General features: G+C 47.7%; 20 protein-coding genes. 12 read left to right on the top strand and 8 right to left on the bottom strand.

Annotated elements, in window-relative coordinates:
• Nucleotides 1-9: 9 nt before the first annotated feature.
• From ACDE64_RS16850 to ACDE64_RS16815, 8 genes are all read right to left on the bottom strand, one after another.
• Entirely contained in the window at nt 10-777 is a 768-nt protein-coding gene (locus tag ACDE64_RS16850) for a MerR family transcriptional regulator (protein WP_411347584.1), read from the bottom strand.
• Nucleotides 749-1,678 carry a DUF2268 domain-containing protein gene (locus ACDE64_RS16845; RefSeq protein ID WP_411347583.1) on the bottom strand — a complete coding sequence of 310 codons (930 nt, stop codon included), beginning with the start codon at nt 1,676-1,678 and terminating at the stop codon, nt 749-751. Before ACDE64_RS16845 ends, ACDE64_RS16850 begins: the two co-directional genes overlap by 29 nt.
• A gap of 119 nt (nt 1,679-1,797) precedes the next feature.
• Complete coding sequence (locus ACDE64_RS16840) at nt 1,798-2,646, bottom strand: DUF2785 domain-containing protein (RefSeq protein ID WP_411347582.1); 849 nt, start codon at nt 2,644-2,646, stop codon at nt 1,798-1,800.
• A gap of 151 nt (nt 2,647-2,797) precedes the next feature.
• Nucleotides 2,798-3,772 (bottom strand): ring-cleaving dioxygenase, encoded by a 975-nt coding sequence (locus ACDE64_RS16835; RefSeq protein WP_411347581.1) that lies wholly within the window; start codon nt 3,770-3,772, stop codon nt 2,798-2,800.
• A gap of 616 nt (nt 3,773-4,388) precedes the next feature.
• Nucleotides 4,389-7,091, bottom strand: coding sequence for a right-handed parallel beta-helix repeat-containing protein (locus ACDE64_RS16830; protein WP_411347580.1), 2,703 nt, complete (start codon nt 7,089-7,091; stop codon nt 4,389-4,391).
• A gap of 408 nt (nt 7,092-7,499) precedes the next feature.
• Nucleotides 7,500-9,752, bottom strand: a complete 2,253-nt coding sequence (locus ACDE64_RS16825; RefSeq protein ID WP_411347579.1) for a right-handed parallel beta-helix repeat-containing protein — start codon at nt 9,750-9,752, stop codon at nt 7,500-7,502.
• Between the two features lie 228 nt (nt 9,753-9,980).
• On the bottom strand, nt 9,981-12,290 hold the full coding sequence (locus ACDE64_RS16820) for a right-handed parallel beta-helix repeat-containing protein (protein ID WP_411343257.1): 2,310 nt from the start codon (nt 12,288-12,290) through the stop codon (nt 9,981-9,983).
• A 1,472-nt stretch (nt 12,291-13,762) separates the two neighbouring features.
• Nucleotides 13,763-14,836 carry a M42 family metallopeptidase gene (locus ACDE64_RS16815; protein ID WP_411347578.1) on the bottom strand — a complete coding sequence of 358 codons (1,074 nt, stop codon included), beginning with the start codon at nt 14,834-14,836 and terminating at the stop codon, nt 13,763-13,765.
• A gap of 328 nt (nt 14,837-15,164) precedes the next feature.
• Here ACDE64_RS16815 and ACDE64_RS16810 point away from each other — a divergent pair, with 328 nt between their 5' ends.
• The 12 genes from ACDE64_RS16810 to ACDE64_RS16755 all read left to right on the top strand — a co-directional run bounded on the left by ACDE64_RS16810 (nt 15,165) and on the right by ACDE64_RS16755 (nt 26,090).
• Nucleotides 15,165-16,127 carry an AAA family ATPase gene (locus ACDE64_RS16810; RefSeq protein ID WP_411343255.1) on the top strand — a complete coding sequence of 321 codons (963 nt, stop codon included), beginning with the start codon at nt 15,165-15,167 and terminating at the stop codon, nt 16,125-16,127.
• Nucleotides 16,128-16,131: 4 nt separating this feature from the next.
• On the top strand, nt 16,132-17,394 hold the full coding sequence (locus tag ACDE64_RS16805; protein WP_411347577.1) for a DUF58 domain-containing protein: 1,263 nt from the start codon (nt 16,132-16,134) through the stop codon (nt 17,392-17,394).
• Complete coding sequence (locus ACDE64_RS16800) at nt 17,394-19,616, top strand: DUF3488 and DUF4129 domain-containing transglutaminase family protein (protein WP_411347576.1); 2,223 nt, start codon at nt 17,394-17,396, stop codon at nt 19,614-19,616. Before ACDE64_RS16805 ends, ACDE64_RS16800 begins: the two co-directional genes overlap by 1 nt.
• Before the next feature lie 162 nt (nt 19,617-19,778).
• The gene (locus ACDE64_RS16795) at nt 19,779-20,306 is read left to right on the top strand and encodes a YqeG family HAD IIIA-type phosphatase (RefSeq protein WP_411347575.1); all 528 of its coding nucleotides are present in this window, start codon (nt 19,779-19,781) and stop codon (nt 20,304-20,306) included.
• A complete protein-coding gene (gene yqeH, locus ACDE64_RS16790) occupies nt 20,303-21,430 on the top strand; it encodes a ribosome biogenesis GTPase YqeH (protein ID WP_411347574.1) in 1,128 nt (375 codons plus the stop codon). The genes ACDE64_RS16795 and yqeH overlap by 4 nt, the downstream gene beginning before the upstream one ends.
• 30 nt (nt 21,431-21,460) lie before the next feature.
• Nucleotides 21,461-22,348: a shikimate dehydrogenase gene (locus tag ACDE64_RS16785; protein ID WP_411347573.1), complete on the top strand. Its 888-nt coding sequence runs from the start codon at nt 21,461-21,463 to the stop codon at nt 22,346-22,348.
• A 16-nt stretch (nt 22,349-22,364) separates the two neighbouring features.
• The gene (gene yhbY, locus ACDE64_RS16780) at nt 22,365-22,661 is read left to right on the top strand and encodes a ribosome assembly RNA-binding protein YhbY (protein ID WP_411343249.1); all 297 of its coding nucleotides are present in this window, start codon (nt 22,365-22,367) and stop codon (nt 22,659-22,661) included.
• A 95-nt stretch (nt 22,662-22,756) separates the two neighbouring features.
• The gene (nadD, locus tag ACDE64_RS16775; RefSeq protein ID WP_411343248.1) at nt 22,757-23,350 is read left to right on the top strand and encodes a nicotinate-nucleotide adenylyltransferase; all 594 of its coding nucleotides are present in this window, start codon (nt 22,757-22,759) and stop codon (nt 23,348-23,350) included.
• Entirely contained in the window at nt 23,331-23,915 is a 585-nt protein-coding gene (yqeK, locus tag ACDE64_RS16770; protein WP_411343247.1) for a bis(5'-nucleosyl)-tetraphosphatase (symmetrical) YqeK, read from the top strand. Before nadD ends, yqeK begins: the two co-directional genes overlap by 20 nt.
• Nucleotides 23,916-24,263, top strand: a complete 348-nt coding sequence (gene rsfS, locus ACDE64_RS16765) for a ribosome silencing factor (RefSeq protein ID WP_367060368.1) — start codon at nt 23,916-23,918, stop codon at nt 24,261-24,263.
• The gene (locus tag ACDE64_RS16760) at nt 24,260-25,195 is read left to right on the top strand and encodes a S1 RNA-binding domain-containing protein (protein WP_411347572.1); all 936 of its coding nucleotides are present in this window, start codon (nt 24,260-24,262) and stop codon (nt 25,193-25,195) included. The genes rsfS and ACDE64_RS16760 overlap by 4 nt, the downstream gene beginning before the upstream one ends.
• 124 nt (nt 25,196-25,319) lie before the next feature.
• A complete protein-coding gene (locus tag ACDE64_RS16755; protein WP_411346825.1) occupies nt 25,320-26,090 on the top strand; it encodes a class I SAM-dependent DNA methyltransferase in 771 nt (256 codons plus the stop codon).
• Nucleotides 26,091-26,114: the final 24 nt, after the last annotated feature.

Genomic DNA, 26,114 nt, shown 5'->3' with positions numbered 1-26,114 from the left:
GGAATGCGCTTAGTCTGTCTGTATATGCTGAATCCAATCGGTAATGGCAGCATGAAGGAACCTCGCAAAGTCTGTTCCGTAGCTTTCAAAATAATCAACAAACCTTTCATCCTCTATATAAGTGTCGGCAATACAGCGCAGCAGCTCTGGCTCGCACGGCATTTGTATCGCCAACAAGGCTGCCCACTGCTGGATTAGATTCTGTACGGCGGGCGATTGCGGTAGTGCATCCATCTGTTCTGCCAATTGCTTATAAAGAGCATTCATCTGCTTGGCGATATATTCGTTCTGCTCCTGCTGCTGTGCAGGGGAGAGGGCGCTTTGCTGCTCTTGAAACTGCTTATATGCCGTTGTGTTGCCATACGTGAGCGCAGCTTCGGCTGCATATTGATCCTGTAATGATTTGACAGATGTATCAGGGGATCGCTGTAATTCGCTCCATGGCTTGCCTGCAAGGCGCTGATCCAACTGCTGGATGGTATGCTTTAGCTGCTGCTTATGCTGCTCCAATAGCTGGCGCTGCTGCATGAGCATGTGCTGTTGCTCTGTTGCCGGAAGCTGTAGGATCGAGGCAATGTGCTTGAGCGGAAACTGCATATCCTTGAGCATTAAAATGGTTTGTAATTGTGTCAGTGCATCTCGGTTATAACGTCGATAGCCATTATCCGCCAGCTCGCTCGGCTTGAGCAGATCGATGCTATCGTAAAAGTGGAGCGTGCGTCGGCTAATGCCAGTAATCTGGACGATGTCATGAACCGTGAACAATTGTTGTTTCATGCCAGAACTCTCCTACTTCCGCAAGAATCTCGCTTGCGGGTAATGTGGTTGCTTCCGCAATGGATATGCCGGTACGGCGCAAATAATAGTGTACCAGATGATAGCCGCAAGCATAACCGCCTGCATATGGCATACCGACCGGTGTTCCTTGCTGCATCCTTGTAATCTCATCCCCATATAGATACGGGCTAAATTGCTGAAATCCGGTTAGCTGAAGATATGGCTGAATCAGCGGTTTAACGGTAGTATTCAGCACCTTTGCTGATGTGCGTGTGACCCAAGGACCTAGCATATTCATACCGTATAACGATTCGGCAAAATTCTCCGCCAGCCCTTCACTGACAATCATCTCGCCTAGCGTTACATGCTGATCCCATTGGATAAACTGATACCGAACATTGTGATTGCATTCATGCGCTAGCACCGCTGGAATGCGCGATAGCGTATCAGCATTTGGCACCAGATTGACGATGATATAACCCGGAATACCGCCATCACCGCACAAATGATTGTTGATTTGCATAAGGGGACTGTTCTTGTCGCCCAGCCATATCGTATACAGATAGTCAGATACCGGAAGCGAAATGCCCTGCTGGATAAACACATTCAGACTGGACTGAACTGCTTGCTGACAGGCTTGCCAGAAGTCATCAGTAGAAATGGCAGCCAATTGGTCATGAATAGTGGGCGTAATGTGTATAGGCGATATATTCGTTATATTGCTCATTTGGATCACATCAAAGCCGTTGGGATCGCTGCTTTGAAAAGGGATGTGCTGTATTTGCCATTTGGGCATAAAGGGACGCAGCATCTGCTGTCGATATAGCTCTATTTTATATTCCAGAGGGGCTTGCATGATATGTTGGTAAATCCGATCGGAACGAAGCGGTGTAATGTTCATAGTCATTCTCTCCTTTATACTTGATCTGCGTCTCATTATCGTCTGTAACGTAACGTGACAGTCAAGAGGAGGGGAACGGAATAGCATAAAAAATTAGGCACATCAAAGAATATAACTATTTACAATACGGGCTTCATCAGCAGATGAATGTGCTGCTTGATAGACTCCATCCATGGATTCTGGGCAGGGTTCAACGCATCGGAACGATCTAACCGAAAATATAAGCTCGATAGTATATTTTTCACATTGCTTATGCGCTGATATTCACGTTCGTATTGTGAAGTCATTTTCCAATGAATCAGATGATCCAGCCAGCGGTTCCAGTCATCGCTATGTAGACGACTTTGAGTTAGTAAGGTAGTGAGGGCAGTCGCCAAACGTTCCTCTTCCAAATGAGTATAGGTTTCATAACGTGAGACTACATCGCCGATTGTATGTAAGATTTGAACATATTGCTCATATGGCAGAGAACAGGAAGCTAGTGATTCAAGCGCGTCTGCTCCATGAGCAATTGCGTGTGCCCAGCCTTTATCAGTGATATGCCCTCGAATATCCTGTTCAGTCTGCAAATAACGAATAACTGTATCACAAAGCTGCTTCAATTGCTCTGTAGGTAAAAAAGGTTTCTGCTTGTGATGCTCCAACAATAATGGAATAACGAGGAGAGAGAAGGAGCGTGTGAATACACTATCATTTGTTGGAAGATCAATATTGTAAAACAAATGGTGTTCATCCGTAACCTTATTTAGAATATATAATAGCTGTTCTTGAGATAACCAATCTATGGAACCGATCAAATCACACCAAGTTGAATAAATGAATGTATCGCGTAATTGCGGATCTGGACTGCCGATATGTATAAGCATATGATCAATCAGATTGTTTTGAATATCTACCGTCGCTAGTTCTTTCTTCTTGTCTAAAGGGGATAGAGCTTGAAAGTGAATTAAGTATGTTTTGAGATCCAATAGGTATGTCTCCTTTACTATGTACAATAATGTTATGAGTAGTTTAGAGAATAAATGAAAAACTGCCTCTTTGCCCATTATAATCTTGAGCGAAGAGGCAGTACAGAAGGTTATAGAATAGAATAACCGTTAGTGAATTGCAGTAGTTAAATTAATCTTCCAGCGTCAATGGACGCAATTTGGCTTCAATGTCTGTACGGCGTGATTCCAGAAATGGAGGGAGGGACAAGGTTTCACCCAGCGAGTCGAGCGATTCATCCACATCAAATCCTGGTGTATCCGTCGACAGCTCGAACAAAATACCATTCGGCTCACGGAAGTAGAGCGCGCGGAAGTAATGGCGGTCGACTTTACCAGAGTTGGGAATACCGAGTTGAGCAAGCTTGTCCGCCCATTTATTGTATTGCTCCTCATCCGGTACACGGAACGCGACGTGATGCACACCACCACGACCGAGACGGGCTACTGGCAGATCAGGACGCGTTTCGATATGCACTTCCGCACCAGCGCCGCCTTCTCCTGTTGCATACACCAGTACATCCAGATACTCTTCGCCTGCAAGGGAAGGGTAGGAATCGAGATACCGGAAGCCCAGTACTTCTTTCAGAATCATCACGGTGTTTTCAGGTTTGGCAACCGTCAAGGTTACTGGTCCAAGACCGAGAATGCCGTATTCCACAGGCACATCCGAACCATCCCATGCTTGACCCGGTGCAACACCTTCTTCATTATTGTCAGCTACCAGCACAATACGCGTACCTTCAAAGTCCTGAAATGCCAGCGTATCCCGTCCTGCGCGCTGACGAATCGGCTCATGGCTGACATTCAACTCGTCAAACCGACGCGACCAGTACTCCAAGGCTTCAGTACTGGCAACCCGCAGCGAGGAAGCCGAAATGCTCGACACACCTGGATAACTCGGTCCAATGCCCGGCAAATCAAAGAACGTCAATTCCGTCCCCGGCGAAGCAACTGCATCTCCATAAAACAAATGATACGACGTCGTATCATCCTGATTCACGCCCTTTTTCACCAGCCGCATACCAAGCACCTTCGTATAAAAATCAAAATTCTTCTCCGCTTTGCCCGTCATAATCGATACATGATGAATACCCAGTAATTCCATTGTCCTCATCCTCCTCCAAATAGTACATAGCGTATATTGACATCTATTGTAAATACAATCCTATAACTCAACCGCTATCCATTGCGCGCAAACTGCGCAAATAAATACAACATCTATCCATACATAAACAAGAAACCAAAAACGAAATCGCCTTACATTTAAAATCTTTATATTAAGATAATTATATCATCCTATACTCCATTTGCAATACCACACCACAAAATAATAAATAAAAGAAAGTAACTATACAAAATAATAAAATAATACATCAAATAATAACCAAGCCCCCCAAACAAGTCAAATCCCATCCCTTAAACGAAACAAATCAACCAACAATCCAAAATCCAAAAAATAAAAATAAAAAAATAAAAAAACAGGCAGCAACTCCAAATGAAGTCACTGCCTGCTCTTATGCTGCCCAATCTCCAGGGTCCAAAATGTATGCGTGTTGCTCAAAACGGAGGGGAGGAAATAAGGGGAAAAGGCGACTTTGGAGGTGCGAGAATCTACCGTCACTCCTATTCCGTAGATTCTCGTGACTCCACCGGAGCCGTTCCCCTTATTCCTCCCCGGAGTGATTGATGCAACCCAGCAGCATCATTTTAAAACCATCATCCTAGTGATTCGACAAGCCGCCACTTTCCGCACGCGTAATGACCCGCGTCCGATAATCATCTTTCAACAGCCCGATCTTCGGAAAAACTTCATTCAGATCAGGGAATTTCGCCAGTACTTTGGCGTTATCCGTACGCAGATCCATTTTGCTGTAATCGTAGAACTGTGCATCGGCTACGCTGCTGATGGAGTCGTTCCCATCCACTTTCACATCGCCGACTTTCGGAATTACTACATCCGGCGTGTTGACTAGCATATTGTCAGTCATACGTGTACCGTTTGGATATTCTGGGTGCCATTCTGGATCAAGAATGCTATCCCATAACGTATGATCATAACCATACGTATCTTGCAGCACTTTGCCGTAATTTGCCCACGGATTGCTATCCGGGTTCATCTCGCGCAATTGGTCCGCGAAGATGCTGTTCACGCCATGACTTTTGCTATCACCGCGCTGATCGACCTGAATCATATTGGAATCGACGACCAGATTGTTTGAAGCGATGTTATCATGCCCGTTTAGCAAAATGCCTTTGGTAGAACCTTGTACGATATTGTACTTGTAATTATCTCCACTGTCCGCGCCATCGGAATAGAAGCCGTTGGAACGCTTGTTATGGTGGATAAAGTTGTAGCGCAGCACGTTACCGTACGATGCCCAATCTTGAGCGGTATAGAACGCGCCCGTATCGCCCTCAATTAGCGATGTATTGTGCACCTCATTGTATTCAAACGTCAGATTGTTGCTGTACACATAACGGACTGCATCTTTTGGTACATCGTGCAGCAGATTATGGTCAAACGTAATACCAACTGACTCACGTACAAGAATCGGCTCCAGATGAGTCAGTTCGCCGACGTGATGAATATGGTTGTTGGTAACTCTGCTATTGGCAGGGGTGAGCGTTTTACGATCGCCGGATTTGTTAATGCTAATGCCAAAGCCGCCGGTTTCGTAAATGTCGTTGCTCTGGAACAGATTGTTCTTGCCGCCAACATCCAGAATGCCGCCATTCCCCAGATTACGCAGCGTATTACCTGCCAGTGTAATATGATCGGCTTGATTCAGCTCAATTCCGTTCCCCATACTACCTTCAAAGGTAAAGCCGTTCAGTTGCACATACGATGCACCGTTGAACGCAACGACCGGATTTTCATTGTCGGCGATAATGATGTTCAGATCATCCAGACTGCCTTTTGGATAGTAGTACAGCTTTTTATCTTTGAAATCAAGTGCCCATTCGCCCGGCAGATCAATCTCGTCCAAATAATTCAGTGCTTGCCATTCTTCCGTACCAGAACCGATACGATAAGGGGCGCGTACTTTGGCGACGTACGGTGTGTCATACGTATCATCACTGACAGATGCGTTATCGTACACATCGTCTTGGACAGATGAAGAGGAGTAGGCATCCGAAGTGACTGACGTCTCACTCAGATCGCGAACCGGCGAAGAGGATGAATCGTCATAAGTGGCGGAAGATACATCCGTGCCTTGATCCGTCAACTTGATCGGTTCTGCGTCTTCAGCGTCCTGTTCGGGGCTGGATGTTTTCGTTTCGAGCAGGGAGTCGTCACTTTGTTCTTCCTTCAGAGACATAGACTGAGCCGCACCACCATCTTTGTACACGAGATACGATTTACTAGATGTATCTGTATCATCATGCAGCGAGTCATCTTCGGACGCAGCGGTCGTCTCGGTAGCTGCCGTCTCCTTGCTGACGATAGGGGCGCTAAGGCTGGAACGATAATCTTCTACAGCTTTGCTCCATTTGGAGCCCATACCGCCATCTGGAATATCTTTGAGTGTGATCACATGGTGCTTCGTATCAATTTCTTGTACGGAGCTGGTAATGGGACTCCAGACGGTGCGCCAGAACCCTTTGAGATACAGGGGATGACCGTCTTCCAGTGATTGTTGCCAGCGTTCTGCTCGCTTCGTGCCGTCCAGATCCAGCGTATTGGTTGTATCCTCATTCTCAGGAATACCGCCTTCGCCATAATAGAACGATTTGGCATCAGCAGAGCCGTTGGCAGTCGTCCAGCCTTTACGGTGTTTGTCTACCGATTCCCCCGGATTCGGCCACTGTGAGATCGGTTGACGTACACCATCCGCAATCAGATCAATAATGCCCCATTGCTCGGTAAATGACGTACCACCGGAAAAGTGATTGATGTGCTTCAGCCCTAGCTTTTGCACATCCAGTTGGTATAGATCATCCGCGTACACATCCGGATGGACACGTGCCACTGCATCTTTGCTAAGCGGCTCCCAGTCGGAAGGAGAGATGTGTACGCCATTTGTCAGCGTCACCTGCTCACCCGGATAGGTGCGGTAAATGATCGGTTTGTCAGCTGTTCCAGAATCCTGTGCTGTCAGTTCAAAGTTGGACATCTCGTATTCGCCTGCTTTGACCCAGACGGTAACGCCACCAGTGGGTAGCTTTCCGCTCAGAGCACGAATGCTATCACGCGCTTGGGTCAAAGTGGCATACGGTTTATCTTTGCTGCCATCTCCGCTAGAGTCACTACCGGATGGATCGACGTACAGATTTAGCCCTGTTTTGACCGTTGGGCCGCTATCTAGAGTGACCACTTCACGATTGTTGACCTGATCGGCTGCTGCATAGGGTGCCGGGAATGCCAGCGTACTGCTTAATGCAACAATCGTAGTCAGCGATAGGAACGTTTTTAGCTTATTCATTTGTATGATTTCCCTCCATTCTCTGTGCATGCAGGTCGTCGGGTGCATTGTGCCCCGTCATGATGCAAGGTAGCCATGCCGTATCCATTGATTGTGCCATCACCTCCCTTATGGAATGATTGACTATGGCTGTATGAAGAATGTGAAATTGGTGCAAATTACAAACCTATCATAAAGTAATTTCTAAAAATTAGCAAAAATAAATAGAAAGTATCAATAAATGTAAAATATGTCTCACAAAATTAACTATTTGATTGCTTTTTTGTAACTATTTCAGCATAGCGTATCAAAGTCTGTCAAGTCTAAACGCACAAAGAGCTACCAAGCTGCGGCAAAAGGTACAGGTTGCCGGGCAGAATGATAGCCACTGTGTGTCTTGAAGACTATACCAAGCGTAAAGTCGTACAGTTAATCGGTTGCATGGTTGCTAAGTCCATCGTACTGGTTGCGAGTGATCGGATTCACCCGATATTGGTCTTTGTACAGCCCGATTTCAGTAATTACTTTGTTCAAAGAAGGGAACTTTTTCAAAATAGTGCTGTTATTTGTACGCAAATCTAGATTGCTGTAATTGTAAAAACCAGCATTTTGCACACTTTTCAGTGTAGCATTACCCATGGCAGCGACATCGCCTTTTTTGGGCAATTTAATACTTGTACTGCCAATGATCACATTATTGTTCAGCTTGCTGCCATTTGGATATTGCGGATTCCAATTGCTGCTCAAAATATAATTCCACAGATTGCCCTTCAGTCCATATTGCTTGCCTAGCGCTTCGCCATATTCTTTCCACACACCTGTGGTTGGCTTGAAGCTGCGCAGCAGTTTGGCATACGTACTGTTAAGGCTGTAATCCAGGGAAGAGGAGCGGTCGTTAATCTCCATCGTATTGGCATTGATCAGCAGATTGCCGGTCGCTACATTATGATGACCATTTTCAATAATAAAGGCGCGCTTCGTATCCTGAATAATATTATTCTGATACGTATTGCCGCTGCTGCCGCCATCTGCATAGAAACCATTCGAGCGCTGGTTATGATGAATCATATTATAACGCAGCACATTGCCATACGAAGACCAATCCTGAGCGGTGTAAAATGCCCCGGTATCGCCTTCGACAAGCCCGGTATTATGAACCTCGTTATACTCAAATAACAGCTTGTTGCTATACGTATAACGAATGGCATCTTTCGGCACGTCATGCAGCAGATTGTGATCAATGCGCATACCGACCGATTCGCGGATAATGAGCGGCTCCAGATGAACGAGAATGCCCGTATTGTAAATATGGTTGTTCGTAATACGTGTATTGGAAGCTTGTAGCTTCTCACGATTCCCCGCTTTGCTCACACTAATGCCAAAGCTACCGGTGTCATACACATCATTACTTTGAATCAGATTGCTGGTACCACCGATATCGGTAATGCCGCCATTGCTCATATTATGGATGGTCAAACCAGCCAGTGTAATATGATTCGTATTTTGCATCGTGATTCCGTTACCCATACCATTTTTAATGTCAAAGCCGATAAATTTCAGATGAGAAGCACCTTTGAGACTGAGAATCGGATCGGTATTGTCGGCGATCACAGCAGTCGAATCCTTCAACGGCTGGGAAGGATAGTAATACAGCTTGCCATCTTTGAAGTCGAGCGCCCATTCGCCGGGCTGATCCACTTCCTCCAACAGATTCAGCAGTCGCCATTCTTCACTACCGTCACCTACCCGATACGGATTGTCATTGGACGATTCGTCAGCAGCGGCGCTGAATTTGGAGCCGATCCCACCTGCTGGTGTCTGAGACAGATGTAAGGTGCGTGAGCCTTCTTCAATCTGATTGAGTTTGATCGTGACGGGACTCCATACAGTGCGCCAGAATCCTTGTAAATATACATCATGCCCACTGGCGATTGCTTTTTGCCAGCGTACCATCCGTCCTTCGGCGCTATTATCTGTATTTTGCGAAGGATCATAGAAGAACGAGCGTTGATTCAATATTCCCGATGCAACTGCCCAGCCATCACGCAACCCTGCGGTTGCATCATTGCGGTTTGGCCATTGTGAAATCGGCTGCATGGCATCGTTAACGATAAGCTGTAATATTCCCCATTTCTCAGTAAAATAATCGCCACCGGCAAACCCGGTACTGTTGCTGAAGCCTAACTTGCGTACGTCTAATTGTACAAGCTGATCTGGTTTGACTGCCGGATTGACCCGACTGCGTGCAGCTGCATCAAGCGGTTGCCAATCGGACGGATTAACTGTTTTGCCATTCGTCAGACTGACCTTTTCACCTGACATCGAACGATAAATGATCGGTGACGCAGCTGTGCCTGAATCATCAGCCGTCCAGTTTAGCGTAGAATCCAGATTATATTGTCCGCCTTTGACCCAGACGGTTACACCACCCTGAGGTAGTGGACGCTTCATCTGACGGATATCGTTGCGAGCTGCCTCGATGGTTGTATACGGATGCTGCTTGCTGCCATTTTGCTGTGCGGCATTGGCAGAACCGTCTACATACAGATTGACCGGTGTATTGTGATCAGGACCACTTTCCAGTGCACCCTGGCGGTTATCACCAAATCCCTGTCGCCATAAAGGAAAAAGTAGAAGCAATATCAGACCAGCTGAAAGTGCGGTGTAGCGAAGATTTTTCACCTCTGATGCCTGACCTCCCTTAAAAGACCTTTTACAGTCAGTATAGGGAGGCTGGAACCATAGTGTCAATTTTTTGGAAGTGGAGTTTGTTATGAATTGGTATGCAGTAGAGGGAGGCGAACGCTTACAATAGTAGATTTTCTGCAAAAGAAAACCGGACTGTGGATGATCCAGTCCGGTTGGGTGCCTGGCGTTGTGGGAATGCCGGGCTATATAAAATTGGGTGAATCAGTGGTTAGTCAAGCCGCCGGTTTCTGCACGAGTGACGACGCGGATACGGTACGCGTCTTGTTGCAGACCGATTTGTGGGAAGATGCTGTTCAGGTTCGGGAATTTCGCCAATACCTGTGCATTTTTGGAACGCAGATCCATCTGATTGTAATTGTAGAAGCTGCCTGCGGCGATCGTATCAATCACATTATTATCGCTAACAGCGTAGTTACCGTATTTCGGTTTAATGATTGTTCCTACTTGAACTAGCGCATTGTTCGTAATGGCTGAACCATTGGAGTATTCAGGACGCCATGCTGGGTTTAGAATATCTGTCCACAGGTTGTCGGTATAACCGTATTTCGCTTTGAGCTTGGCTGCATAATCCATCCATACACCGGATGTTGGATTTTTGGACAGGAGCGTATCGGCAAACGTACTGGTTACGCCATAGCTTCTCGATACAATCTCGGACATATCTTTCGTATCGCTGCGGTTCTCAATACGTACACTGTTGGATGCAATCACGACGTTGTTTTTGGCAATATTATGATGACCATTCAATTGGATCGCACGGTCGGAACCTTGAATAATATTGTTGTAGTAGTTATCACCGGCATCGCTACCGTCGGCATAGAAACCATTGGAGCGGCGGTTATGGTGAATAAAGTTGTAACGCAGATCATTGCCATACGACGACCAGTCCTGAGCAGTATAGAATGCACCAGTATCGGTTTCTTCGAGTGCGGTATTGTGCACTTCGTTAAACTCGAATGTTAGGTTGTTATTGCGCTCATAACGGATAGCGTCGCGCGGTACGTCATGAATCAGGTTGTGATCGACCCAGATGCCGACCGAATCGCGGATGACGATGCCTGCCAGATGGGCATGTTCGCCAATGTTGTGGATATGGTTGTTGGTAATACGGGTGTTGGCGGCAGTCAATTTCATACGGTCGCCTTCATTACCAACGCTAATGCCGAAGCCGCCAGTATCGTAAATGTCATTGCTTTTGATCATATTGGAGTAACCGCCAGTGTCGATGATGCCGCCGTTGCCCACGTTGAGGATCGTGTTACCAGCGATGGTGATATGATGACTATTTTGCATATCGATGCCGTTGGTCAGGCTATCTTCTACATTGAAGCCGAAGAAGGAAACGTAAGAGGTGTTGGTCAATTTGACAACTGCACTTGGTTTGTCGGCGATTTCGACGTTTTTGGTACTCATGTCAGTGCCGTCTTTTGGATAGTAGTAGACTTTGCCATCCTTGAAATCAAGCGCCCATTCGCCAGGCTCGTCAATTTCGTCCAGCAGGTTCAGTGCGCGCCATTCTTCTTTACCACTACCGACGCGGTAAACAGGATTGGAGCCGACGATTTGTTTACTGAATTTATCGCCCATACCGCCAGCTGGCATATCCAGCAAGGTGATGCTACCTTCGGAGGTGTTGACGCTTTTTACTTTACTCATGACAGGTGCCCATGCTGTTCTCCAGAAACCTTGCAAATACAGATCATGACCTGCATTAATACTGCTCTGCCAGCGTTCTGCGCGGTTCGTACCGTCTGCATTCAGTGCGTCTTCGGTATCACCATCAGCAGGAATACCATCTTCACCGTAATAGAAGGAACTAGCGTCAGCCGAACCATTTGCTGTTGTCCAGCCACCGCGTGAATTGCCTACTTCTTCATCAGCGTTTGGCCATTGGGAAACGGGTTGGCGTTCATTGTTAACGATCAGGTCGATGATTCCCCATTTGTCCGAAAAGGAAGTACCGCCTGGATAACCGTTCACATTGCTCAGACCGAGTGATTTCACATCCAGCTCGACCAGATTGGAAGCATTAATTTTGGGATTGACACGTTGAGCTGCTGCGCTATTCAGCGGTTGCCAGAGGGAAGGATCAACGGATACGCCATTAGACAGAACAACCTTTTCACCTGGATAGGTGCGGTAGACGATTGTTTTACCAGCGGAGCCAGAATCGGAAGCGTTCAAATCGAAGGTATAGGGGAATTTGTAGGTGCCGCCTTTAACCCAGACAGTAATACCGCCAACAGGCAATGATCCTTTTTTGGCACGAATGGCGTCACGCGCCTGTGTCATCGTTTTGAACGGAGTGCCTTTGCTGCCATCGCCACCAGTGGCGACCGATCCGTCTACATATAGATTCAGACCAGTATTGGTCGTTTGTCCGCTGCTTAATGTAGTAATGACAGAACCGTTGGCAAGACGGTCAGCTTGTGCTGCATGTGGAGACCAAAGTGATCCAGTGATCAGTGTCCCCATCAAAAATAAAGTCGCGATGGATTTTGTACGAAACATTATAAAACTTCCTCTCTGAAGGTGGTTTCCCGGATGCTATAGTTATGGGCTTATATTCATTCTCCATTAGTTGTTATAAGGTAGGACTAAATGCGATAGTTATTTTGTCGGATAAACCGCTCTAATTATTAATATTTATAGATAAAATTGGTTAATTAAAAACAAAATACGACGATTTCCGCAACAATTTATAGTGAAAAGTCTACTCGTTAAAGACTTTTTTAATATTTATAGTAGGTGTAGAGCGTGATGAATTTAGATAGTTAGCCTTATGAGTAAAAAGACTTACGATTTTTGTAACTAACATGCTAATTTCTGAAATGCTAAATAACTGGTAGATCTCTTTGCCTATATAAATTGAGAATGGAAAGGGTGAAGATGCCAATGAGGCAAAAGCAGTCTTGCAGAGGGAATAACGATGAATGTAGATGAATATAATCGAAGCAGATCAAGCGGATCATGAAAGTAGAGATACAGTAGAAATGAAGTAGACAGGTAAACACATGTTTACTGGATGAGGCTGAAAAGAAAGTACTGCCCGTGTGCCGGGGGTGGTACCGGGCAGCAGCATGGGGGAAGATTCTGATTTTACGAAAGGGCATTACATACAACAGGATGACTCAACTGCATAAACCGGTATTTCGTTGCCAGGCGGCAAAAACGGAGAAGTGCCGGTCAAAAATGTTGAAACTTGTACGGCAATTGTTAGATATGAAGAAGCCATCGCCGTGAACTTTGTAATGTAGTATGAAGAGTGGTAGATGAATGATTATGAATAAGCTAGAGCAAGTAGAAGATTTCCTTTCGATATGTTCAGTATAGTACAGTTATGTAGGTGTGATAACCGTCAAAAATTCTTATTTTAACAACAAGGAAGACCAGTAAATGAATGGAAAAATAGTAAATGTGATAGTAAGTAGTTCCTATTCATCCAATAGAATCACCAGCCGATTTAGCATAATGCGTATACATTGTAAACTGTATCTCGATAATGTTCACAAAACTTTTTGGGGGAGTTGTGCGTATACAGGAGTAGGTGCATGAGTATTGGCGATCAAATGATGGATAAGAGGCGCTATGGACGCAATCGTGCATGAAATATGTTAATATACGGAACAGTTTGCAGGTGATGGGTGCATTCTGAGCAAAAGGTTACAATTTTTTTAAGAAATATCGCTTTTGCCGCGTCACGACAGGATTAAAGCGTAGAACTGCCGGGTTATGAATTAGTAATACACCAGGCATTTGCAGATGTGTCAGATTGAATAAAGAATAATACATGTACAAAAAGGCGACTATGCCCATTATGTGATTTCGGTAGGAACACATAATGGGCATAGCCGCCAGACAAAACATCCGGTTTGGGTAGACTGAGCATCACGCGCTCATTGTGAATTACGGATGCTGTAGTTTACGGATATAGTATTCATTTAGGATGCAATGTAGTAGGAACGAAGGTACGGAAGTGTGCTTCAGGCGCGATCAAGAATCGTCTGATAGGTCGACGAATTCATACCTTTGACCAACTCGATGAGCAGTGCTTTGGCAGCGTCGTAATCATCGGTATGAATAATAGAAGAAGATGTATGGATATACCGTCCGCAAATGCCGATAATACTGGAAGGGATACCGATTCCGCTCAGGTGAACTTGACCTGCATCCGTGCCGCCCTGAGAAATGTAATATTGTACAGGAATACGATGCGTGCTGGCGGTATCCTGAATGTACTCTACCATGCCGCGATGGGTAAACATGGTCGGATCGTAAATACGCAGCAATGCTCCTTTGCCCAGATGACCGAACGCATTACGATCACCGGTCATATCGTTGGCGGCACTGCAATCCAATCCGAAAAATACATCCGGCTGGATCAGCTGGGTCGCGGTACGTGCGCCGCGCAAACCAAGCTCCTCCTGCACGGTAGCACCAGCGTATACCGTTCCGCTAAAGCTTTCACCATGCAATGCTTGCAGCAGTTCGATGGCTAGTCCGACGCCATAGCGGTTGTCCCACGCTTTTGCCATGATCTTCTTGGGATTGGCGAGTGGAGTGAATTCGCAGACCGGAACGATCTGCAAGCCGGGACGAATACCCATCTGCTCCGCTTCAGCACGGTCGTCTGCACCGATATCAATATACATGGACTTGATATCGACCGGTTTCGCACGCTGCTCCGGGCTGAGCAGATGAGTAGGGGTAGAACCGACGACTCCTTTAATCACACCATGATCGGCAATAATATCAAGTCGCTGTGCCAGCACCACCTGACTGAACCAGCCGCCAAGCGGTTGGAAGCGTACTAGCCCCTGATCGGTAACTCCGGTTACCATAAAGCCCACTTCATCAAAATGACCGGCAACCATTATTTTCGGTCCGGTTTCCTTACCCCGAAGCACGCCAAATAAGCTTCCGAGACGATCCTGTACGAATTCATCAGTGTAAGCGGACATCTGCTCCTTGACCCACTGACGTAATTCACGTTCAAAACCGGATACCGCTGGAAACTCAGTTAATTGTTGAAACAGGCGAAGCGTCTGTTCATCCATTACGATGCTCACTCCTTCAGATGGAATAACTCATCATAGTATGAACCCACTCCCTTTAAAAGTCCAACTGTTGGCTTCATTTGCACAGCAAGCTGTAACTGCTCGAATTGCATGTAAAAGTGACTCTGCTTCCTGCTTCATGTACAATATAATGGAGATTACACGGGAATGCAGTGAACGAGTGCGCCGTTAGCGGACGATTGCGAACGAGCGATACAGTGTAAATTTATGAATCCGCACCACCATGTGTTAAAATCAGCACACATCATCCGTAAGATTGGACGATGCAACTTGGAATTATGAACCCGAGGTAGGAGGTTTTTGATATATGCCGGTACGTAAGGAATCCATGCAGGTCATATCGGACGTCAAATCCAATCTGGAAGCTTGCATATTAGGAAAATCATTTGAAATTGAATTGCTGCTGACCGCAATGCTGGCTGGTGGTCATGTTCTGATTGAGGACGTGCCAGGCACAGGCAAGACGCAGATGATCAAAGCACTCTCCAAATCGATGAGCGGGCAGTATCGCCGTATTCAGTGCAATCCCGATTTGTTGCCGAGTGATATTACAGGGGTGTCTATTTTCCATCCCAAAGACGAGCAGTTTTACTTCCGCCCAGGTCCTGTTATGACTAACATTCTACTGGCGGATGAGATTAACCGCGCAACAACCAAGACGCAATCCGCTCTATTAGAAGTTATGGAAGAACGCAATGTAACGGTAGACGGTGAGACTCATCCACTGCCGCATCCGTTTATGCTATGTGCGACGCAGAATCCGATTGATTTTGAAGGCACGTATATGCTGCCAGAAGCGCAGCTGGATCGGTTTATGATGAAGATTACGATCGGTTATCCTGATGAGCAAACCGAGAAGAATTTGCTAAAACAGCAAGGTAATGTGAGCGGACATCCGGTAGATCGCTTGCAGCCCGTTACAGATATGGAAAGTATCGCTGCCATTCAGCAGGAGATTCGTGCTGTGCATATGGACGAATCAGTAAGTGATTATCTGGTGAGTATCATTCGCGCGACGCGTGAGCATCGCTCTGTATTGCTTGGTGCGAGCCCACGTGCGACGTTGTCCTTTATGATGGCAGTCAAAGCGTATGCACTCATTCATGAGCGCGATTATGTATTGCCGGATGATGTGAAGAAGCTGGCGCCTTATGTGATTGCCCATCGGATTCTCGCGCGTCCGGAAGCGCGGATGGAGCGGATGAGTGCGGAGCGAGTCATGCAGCAGATTTTGGAGCAGATTACAGCTCCGGTATCGGTAGGGCAGTAAACATATGAGAGCCTTATTCTCGTATTTGCGGTTGAATCTGAATTGGCAGCGTCAGCCGTCTAAGCTTTGGCTTGTCATTATCGTCTGGATCGGTTGTCTGTTTTATGTACTGTTTCAAGGTGGCAAAACTTCAATCATGCTGTTCTCGATGGTTACGCTGTTGTCGCTATATTTGATTGGCGGCGGCTTTCGCGGTGTCGGACGCGCGCGGGGCAGCCGTTATTTGTCTATCGATGGTGAAGAAGGTGGCATTATCCATGCTGGCGATCAGGTGCAAGTACGTCTGGATGTCAGTATTCCAGGGTTTTTACCACTGCCGTATGTCATTATCCGTGAGACATTGAAACGTCATAATGGAGAATCGTGGTCATTTGAAGAAAGTCTGATGCCTAGCATGCGAGGTCGCGGCGAGCTGTTGTTTCAGACGCCGCCGCTAGAACGCGGACGATACCGTTTCTATGGTACGGAGTGCATCAGTGAAGATATATTTGGTCTGCTAGAAAATCGCGGCAAGTTCAATGCGCCAGGTGAATTTCTCGTCTTGCCACGAACCGTATTCGTGCCATTCTGGGAAATGGGTTCCCGTCATTCGCGGCTTGGTGGTCAACAGACTTCGCAGTTGATGTCGCGCCCCGAAACGAATCAGATCAACGGGGTGCGCGACTATGTGTATGGCGATCGGATTTCGCGGATTCACTGGAATGCGACGGCGCGTACCGGGATTTGGAAATCCAAGGAGTTTGAGCATGAATCGTTGCCACGTACCATTCTCGTACTAGATGCGACGGCGGATCATTATGAATCCGGCGATCATTTTGAATTGGCGGTATCGGTCACATCGTCTATGCTGGAGTATGGTGCGCGTGAACGCATGGGCATGGGTCTATTTACGATTGGTGCGCAGAATGACATCTTTTTACCGTCGGATCATTCGGCAGATTGGCACCGGATGCAGATTCATCTAGTTGATATTAAGGCAGATGGACAACAGCACCTGCTGGAAGGATTGGAAAAAGGGGCACGCAGCTTCCCATCTGGATCGCTGTTTGTGCTGATCAGTCCATTGACCGGTGAGAAGGCGTGGGAAGTGTTCCAGTTTGCTCGTATGCGGCAGATGACGCCGGTACAACTGCTGGTAGAAAGTCAGCAGCAAAGTGACAATCATATCGCCCGGGAATGGAATATGGATGCCAGCGCACGCGGAGCAGCCTGTTACCCGGTTCATGATCTGGAGCAATTGCCGGTGGTGTTAGGGGGGAGAGCCTGATGAGGAAATGGTGGAGCGGAATTAGCAGCTCCTGGTACTATTCATTATGCCTGCTGTGGGTATTGATTATCGCCTATCAGTGGATTCAATATGCGGACAGTATCTGGTATACCGAGACGACAATGCTGGTGCTAGGTACGATGCTGGCTGTTGCGATTACCGATATTATTTTACCGGTCAGCGCGTGGTATCGGCTGCTGGTGAAGCTGGTCGCTGTCATTGCAGTTGTGTACTATTCCATGCATGTATATGGGATTTTCACTTGGGAAGGTAGTAGCGGGCTAGCTGATAATCTGGAAGAGTTTATCGGCGCCTTGCGCTCGTATATTTGGTTTATCGTCGCAGCATGGGTGCTGCTGGAAGTATCGGCACGTATCGGTACATCACGCCGTGCGATTATTATGTTTGTCGGCACCAACATTGTAGCGCTGGCGATTCTGGATTCATTTACGGCAACTCCACTGTGGCAAGAAGTCGCGTGGGTTGTATTTGCCGGGATGGGCTGGCTCGTTAGCAATCATTTTCGTTATTTTCAAGAACGATTTCCCAAAGGATGGCGTCATCTACGTCGCTATCCGCTAAAAATCATGTTCAATGTTGCGGTGATCTTCTCGATCATTCTGCTGGCAGGAGTGAATATGCCAGAGGTACAGCCGACACTCAAAGATCCATATACCGCGTGGAAAAATTGGCGCGGCGAATCGGTTATTACCGTCAATGGTAGCAATCCGCTGGATGGACAGGGAGCTTCTTCCGGTTATAGTCGGGAAGATTCCAATCTCGGTGGTGGCTTTAACTTTGACTATACACCGGTCATGACTATTAGCACGACGAGTCGTAGTTACTGGCGCGGTGAGACGAGACTTGCTTATTCCGGTACTGGCTGGATTGATCGTTCTAGTAATAGCTGGCGTGATCTGGATGCAGTGCAAGCGGGAGAGAATTTGTCGATGGAAGAACAGCCGACAGATGCAGAGACTCGTACCGTCAAACAGCAGGTCAAAATGCTGAGCGATCAGAGCACGACGTATCCAGTATTGTTCGGTGCCTATACAATTGCGCGCATCGATAGTATTAACGGTGGCAATGATACGGATCAGCTGGACTGGCGCAGCAATTCCGGCGAAATCCATTGGAGCCGTACAAGGCAGAATCGCAATTATCCAGAATCGTATTCGCTTGTTTCTAAAGTACCAGTTGTGCCAGTCAAGGAATTGGAAAGCAAGACTTACAACCAGCTGTACGAGGGACGTTCGCTTGAACCGTATTTACAAATGCCGACCGATTTTCCGCAGCGTGTCAAAGATCTGGCAAAAGATGTGACAGCATCAGCAGATACACCGTATCGCAAGATTGAGCTGTTGCAATCGTATTTGAAAAATAACTACACGTACACGAATAACCCTGATCTTTCCCGCAAAAAAAGCAGTGACTTTGTCGACAGCTTCTTATTTGAGGTGAAGGAAGGGTATTGTGATTATTATTCCACTGCATTGGTCATGATGGCACGTTCGCTAGATATTCCGGCACGTTGGGTTAAAGGTTATGCACCGGGTCAGGCATCCGGTTATGTAACGAGCGATTATTTCCCTAACGGAGCAACTGAATATACCGTTACGAATGCAGATGCGCACTCGTGGGCAGAAATTTATTTTGCCGGATATGGCTGGATTCCAGTAGAAGCTACACCGGGCTTTGATATGCCGTTGCTGACGGAAACAGTGCAAACGCCAGCTCAGGAAGAACAAACGCCACAGGCGCAAGAGCCGGAGCAAACACCAGAAGAAGACGCGGCAGATACACCGGTACAGGCAAATGATGCTACCGTACCCGCGGCTGTAGTGTGGACAGCCAGCTTACTCGTTGCCGCATGGTTCGGATTTCTTGCTTTCCGTTATCGTCGCCAGCTGAAAGCCGCTTATATCAAAATGCGCTACGGCGAGCCGCAAACACCTCAGCAGCAAATACTCGCTGAAGCGAAGCGCTGGCTATCGTGGATGAAACGCCACGGCATGGATCGTGAACCGCACGAAACGCTGCGTGAATCGGTCTCGCGCTGGAGCGAGATGAAGCCGGAGATGGCGCCATTACTGGATTCGCTGCTGCAATTGTTTGAGCGTGCGAAGTACAGCCCTGATATAGTAGGCGAAGCGGAATATGAGCAAATGAAGCAATATGTACACGATTTACGAAAAATATGGCGCAATCACACTGCAAAGTAGTATAATGAAGATTGTGTCTGTACGATGTGCTGCACCGCTTGGCGCAGCAGGGAATAAAACTTGCATAAGCTTTGAAATAGCGCCGCTTTTGCGGCGTTTCTTTTTGTCAGAGTGGTTAAATTTATGGTATAGTTTGTCGTATGAAATCGAGGTGAATAAAGCTTGTTTGAAATGCTGATTCCAAAATTACATGTAAATACGGTATTCGATATTGATCTGGAAAAGTTGTATGCGGACGGGTATCGGGGAATCATTACCGATCTGGATAATACCCTTGTCGGTGCGCGTGCACCGGAAGCGACGCCAGAATTGATCGAGTGGTTCGCTAAAGTCAAGAAACACGGCTTCGAACTAATTATCGTTTCCAACAATAATATGAACAGGGTTTCCCTGTTTGCGACTCCGCTGGATATCAAGTTTGTACATGCTGCTCGTAAACCGTCCAATGCACCGTTCCGTAAAGCGATGAAATTGATGAACTGCCGCGATGATCAGACGATCGTTGTAGGGGATCAACTGCTGACGGATGTGTATGGCGGCAACCGACTGGGCTTATTCACCGTTCTGGTGCTGCCGATCGCGCTGAATGAAGAAGGCTGGCGTACAAAGTTTAATCGTCAGGTAGAACGGCTGGCACGGCAAAGACTTCGTAAAAAAGGCCGATGGGCCGAGGAGGAACGCAATAAATGACAGAACAAAGCGGCTTGACCGCTGGAAGCAAATGCAGTGGATGCGGAATCCAACTGCAAATGGAATCACCGGAACAACCGGGGTATATCCCGGCACAGGCATTGGAGCGTACGCCGCTCCTATGTCAGCGTTGTTTCCGTATACGCAACTACAATGAATCGTCGACAGTGACGGTCGATCAGAGCGAATTCTTACGCCTGCTCAGCCAGGTAGGAGATCAAGACGCACTGGTGATCCATATTGTCGACCTGTTCGATTTTCACGGCAGCGTCATCTCAGGCTTGCAGCGCTTCGTCGGTAATAACCCGGTCATTCTGGCTGTGAACAAAACCGATCTGCTGCCCAAAGTAACCAACTGGAATAAGATTCGCAATTGGGTACAAAAGGAAGCCAAGGAGCTAGGTCTGAAAGTCGAAGACATCATTCTGTGCAGCGCTAAGCAAAATACAGGCTTTGACCGTTTGCTAGAAGTGGTCGGATTTTTACGTGGGAATCGTGATGTATACGTGGTCGGCGCAACCAATGTTGGTAAATCGACCCTAATCAACCGTCTAATCTCGGACTATAGCGATCTGGAAGAAGAACTGACCGTATCGCGTTATCCGGGTACAACGCTCGATACCGTTAACATTCCGTTAGATGATGGGCACGCTATTATCGACACACCAGGTATCGTATACGAGACTCGGTATACCGAGCTGGTCAACAAAAAGGATCTGGCAGCGATCATGCCGGACAAACCGTTGAAACCTGCGGTATATCAGCTGAACGAAGGTCAAACGCTATTTTTTGGAGCGATGGCGCGTTTTGATTATATCGAAGGCGGACGTCAATCCTTTACGTTCTATATCAACAACCGTCTGAATATCCACCGCACCAAGCTGGAGCGCGCGGATGAGCTGTTTGCACAGCACGGTGGCGAAATGTTGGCTCCACCGACTCGTGAACATCTGGCAGAATTGCCTGCTTGGACGCGCCACGAACTGCGCATTCCCAAAGGCAAACCGACGGATGTGTTTATTTCCGGTCTCGGCTGGGTCAAAGTAAACGGCGAACAGGGCGCACTGGTGGCGGTACATTTGCCAAAAGGCGTCAAAGTAATCATGCGTCCATCGCTGATCTGAATGAATATCTGATTCAGGAGGAGATTCAAGATGACTGGACCTACAGAACATGTGCATATTCACGCTCCGTTACTGTTAGGTGTAATCGGCGATCCGATTGCTCATTCCAAATCGCCCGCTATGCACAATATCGCATTGGAAGCAGCGGGATTGCCGGGCATGTATGTACCTCTGCATGTGAAGCCGGAGCATCTGGCAGAAGCCGTAACCGGAGCGCGTGCGCTAGGATTCAGCGGCTTCAATGTAACGATTCCGCATAAAGTGGAGATCATGACATTGCTGGATGAGCTGGACGAATCGGCGATCAGCTGCGGTGCAGTGAACACGGTCGTTATTCGCGACGGCATCACAACAGGCTACAATACGGACGGTATCGGCTATGTGCGCTCGCTCAAGGAAGAAACAGGCGAGCTGAACGGTAAAAAAGTAGTCGTACTGGGCGCAGGTGGCGCAGCGCGCGGCATCGTTTATGCTCTGCTCAAGGAGCATGTGTCCGATGTCGTGATCGTAAATCGTACGCGAGAGCGTGCAGACGAGCTAATTTCCATTTTGACTGACAAAGCCGAGGGGACAAGCTTGTCCTCAGCTTCACAAGACGAACTGGAATCTGTACTCTCATCCGCCGATATACTCATTAACACCACATCGATCGGCATGCACCCGGATCTGGATGCTACCCCTGTCGATGCGGCGCTTATACCGGAAGGCATTGTAGTCAGCGACTTGATCTACAATCCGCTAGAAACGCGACTATTGCGTGAGGCCAAGGCGCGTGGGTGTACCGTTGTCGGCGGACTCGGTATGTTTATTTATCAAGGGGCGTATGCCTTTGAATATTGGACCGGTGTAGAAGCGCCGGTATCTCTCATGCACAGCGCGGTATTGGAAGCACTGAATCATGAACACAATCCGTTATAAACCAAAGGGGATTTCTATGTTAACAGGAAAACAAAAACGTTATCTGCGCAGTCAGGCGCATCATCTGGACCCGATTTTCCAAATCGGTAAAGGCGGCATGAACGAAGGTATCATTCGTCACGTTGTCGATGCGATTGAAACGCGCGAATTGATGAAAGTATCCGTACTGAACAACTGTCTGGAAGAGCCGAAGCAACTGGCGGAAGAACTCGCTCAAGGCGCAGAAGCTGAGCTGGTACAGGTTATCGGACGCACAATCATTCTGTACAAAGAATCGAAAGAGCACAAGCAAATCGAACTGCCGCGCGGATAAGAATGATCTGCATCGTTATCTTACCAACGATATAGATATCTCGTAGCATCGCGGTATCACGATCTATTGATTACAAACGATTCGGTGGTGGATTCATGAAAGTCGGTATTATGGGGGGCACCTTTGATCCGGTGCATATCGGTCACATGCTAGCGGCGGAAGCGGCGCTGGACGGCTGTGGACTGGACGAAGTTTGGTTCATGCCATCGCATATTCCCCCGCACAAACATGCTGCCGGAGCAACCGGCGAACAGCGTCTGGAAATGGTACAGCGTGCCATTGGCAGCAATCCATCTTTTCGTACGCTGGATATCGAACTGGAGCGCGGTGGTGTCTCCTATACGATTGAGACGATCCGTGAGCTGCAACAGCGGTATGCAGAGCATGACTTTTCCTTCATCATCGGCGCGGATATGGTCAATTATTTGACTGAATGGCATGGTATTGAGGAGCTGGCGCAGCGACTAACGTTTATCGGAGTGGGACGTCCCGGCTCGGTCATCAACAAGGAAAACATGCCAGCGTACTTGCAGCCGCGCGTCGTACTGGTCAATATGCCACAGGTGGATATTTCCTCCACCGACATCCGCGAACGACTCGTTGAAGGCAAAACGGTTCGCTATATGGTCCACGATCATGTCTATGATTATATTAAGGGGAGCGGAGTGTATGAAGCTGACACGCGATGAACTGATTCAATCGGTGTCCGCCCGGATGCCGGAGAAGCGCTGGCGTCATACCGAAGGTGTCATGCATTCGGCTGTACTGCTTGCCAAGCGGTACGGAGCGGACCCGGATAAGGCGGAAGTCGCTGCCATTCTGCACGATGTCGCCAAATATTGGCCAACCGAGCAGCAGGAGCAAGTGCTGCGCGACAAGGCACTGAATGATGAATTGCTACTGTATGACAAACCGCTCTGGCATGCTGAGATCGGTGCGTATGTGGCGGAACAGGAATACGGCATTACGGATGAGGACATATTGAATGCGATTCGGTATCATACTTCTGGCAGAGTTGGTATGACCTTGCTGGATAAAGTAATCTGTCTCGCTGATTATATTGAACCCGGACGCGACTTCCCGGGCGTGGATCATATCCGACATCTGTCGGAAGTGAGTCTGGAAGCGGCGCTGGTCGCCGGTTTTGATTCGACGATCCATCTGCTGCTGGCGCGTCGTCAGGTGATTTATCCGTTAACGATGTTGTCCAGAAACGATCTGGTCAAACAACTTGAATTGGAGGGAGATCTTTAAATGGCATTAAATCCAGAAGAATTGCTGCAACTCACTGTAGGTGCAGCCGAAAGTATAAAAGCTCATGATCTGGTTGCACTGGACCTGAGAGGAATTTCACTGGTGGCGGATTATTTTGTGATCTGTCACGGTAACTCAGACACCCAAGTACAATCGATCGCTGCTGAAGTGCGCAAACGCGCGCATGACGCTGACGTTACGATCCGCGGAATGGAAGGCGTTAACGCGGCACGCTGGGTACTGATTGACCTTGGCGATGTTGTTGTCCACATTTTCCATCGCGACGAGCGTGAATATTACAATATCGAGCGTCTGTGGTCTGACGCCAAAGTGGTGGAAAAAGTATGAGTTTTGAGGCAGGCAACCGAATCGCACTGAATATCGGGCGCGAAGTCTCACCGTACGGCTTCTTCCTAACCGATGGCGACGAAGAAGTACTGATGCACTATAGCGAGATCGTAGGCAAGATCAAAATCGGTGATACGGTGGAAGTGTTTATTTTCCACGATACCGAAGACCGTCTCGCTGCTACGATGAAAAAGCCACTGCTAACGCTGGGCGAATTGGGCAAACTGAAAATTGCCGATCTGCATCCGCGTCTAGGTGCTTTTCTGGAAATGGGTCTTGGTCGTCAGCTGCTGCTGCCGATGAGCGAATTGCCAGAGAAACCCGAACTGCGTCCACAAGTAGGCGACGAAGTGTACGTCGTAATGCAGCATGACCGTCAAGGTCGTCTGCTCGCACTTCTGGCGGGCGAAGAAGAGTTCGATGAACTTGTGTTCCATGCACCGACGACGTGGATGAACCAGTGGGTCGATGCGCTTGTATACAAGCCGCTGCAAATGGGCACATTCGTGCTGATTGACGGTGGGGTGCTCGGATTTGGCGCACTCGGTCTGATTCATCAGAATGAGCGCAGTCATTTGCTGCGTTTGGGTGAAAAAGTACAAGTACGTGTCACGCAAGTACGCGAAGACGGACGAGTGAATCTGTCGATGTTGCAGCGCAAGGAAATCGGACGTGATCAGGATGCAGAGCGTCTACTGACATTTATCAACGAGCGTCCGGACAAAGCAATGCCATACTCTGACCGTACACAACCGGATGTGATCAAGCAGCGCTTTGGCATCAGCAAAGCCGCGTTCAAGCGCGCACTAGGCAAGCTGATGAAAGAAGGCGTCGTTGTGCAGGATCAGAACTGGACGCGTCTTGCTGAGCATGCGAAGTCTGCTCCAGATGATAACAAACCAGATGGCGAAACTGACAATCCGGCACAATAAAGAAACCGGCAATACGGACGTCATGAACCGGCACAGAGAAATCGAAAGATAGAAAGGCAAGAACCATGTGCTGTGGTTCGAGCCTTTCTGTTTTTGTATGAATGGGAACAGGAAGGACGGTTGAATCGTGTCATACCGCAAGTTTGCCTATGTATATGATGAATTGATGGATGATATGCCGTACCCGGAATGGCTGCGCTTCGTACGCGAAGTATGGGACAAATACGGGATGCCGCGTCAGGTAGCAGAGCTGGGCTGCGGCACGGGTAGCATTACAATTCCGCTAGTGAATGCTGGTTTTCGTGTGACTGGGATTGATCTGTCATCGGATATGCTATCTGTAGCACGCGACAAAATGGAATCCACGCCGCAAGGACACCGATTGTTTCAGGATGGTCATGTGCAGTGGGTTTGCCAGAATATGACGGAATGGATGCTGGCGGAACCGGTAGACAGTGTCATTTCATTTTGCGACTGTATTAACTATGTGACCGAACCGGAAGATGTGGTACGGACATTCCAATCCACGTATAACGGTTTGAAGCCGGGCGGTACGTTTGTATTTGATGTGCATCATCCAGATACATTGCGTCGGTATGATGCCGAGCAGCCGTTTATGCTGGATGATCGCCATATTTCTTATTTGTGGACGTGTGAATACGATACCCAGCGTACTGAGATTGAGCATCATCTTACGATTTTCGCCCAGACTGGAGAGAACAAAAACCTGTATGAGCGTTTTGAGGAAGTGCATGTACAGCGTTCGTATGAGCAGGAATGGTTGACGACCGAGCTGTACAAAACCGGGTTCCGTGATGTGAAGTGCTTTGCCGATTTTACATGGAAGGAACCGGGCGAGGAAGCGGCACGCTTGTTTTTCGTGGCGGTCAAATAGGATCATGATCAGATTCGTAGTGAA

The sequence above is a fragment of the Paenibacillus sp. WLX2291 genome (assembly GCF_046603665.1).
Taxonomy (GTDB): domain Bacteria; phylum Bacillota; class Bacilli; order Paenibacillales; family Paenibacillaceae; genus Saccharibacillus.
The sequence above is the reverse complement of the archived record's forward strand: the minus strand, read 5'-3'. Positions and strand labels throughout refer to the sequence as shown.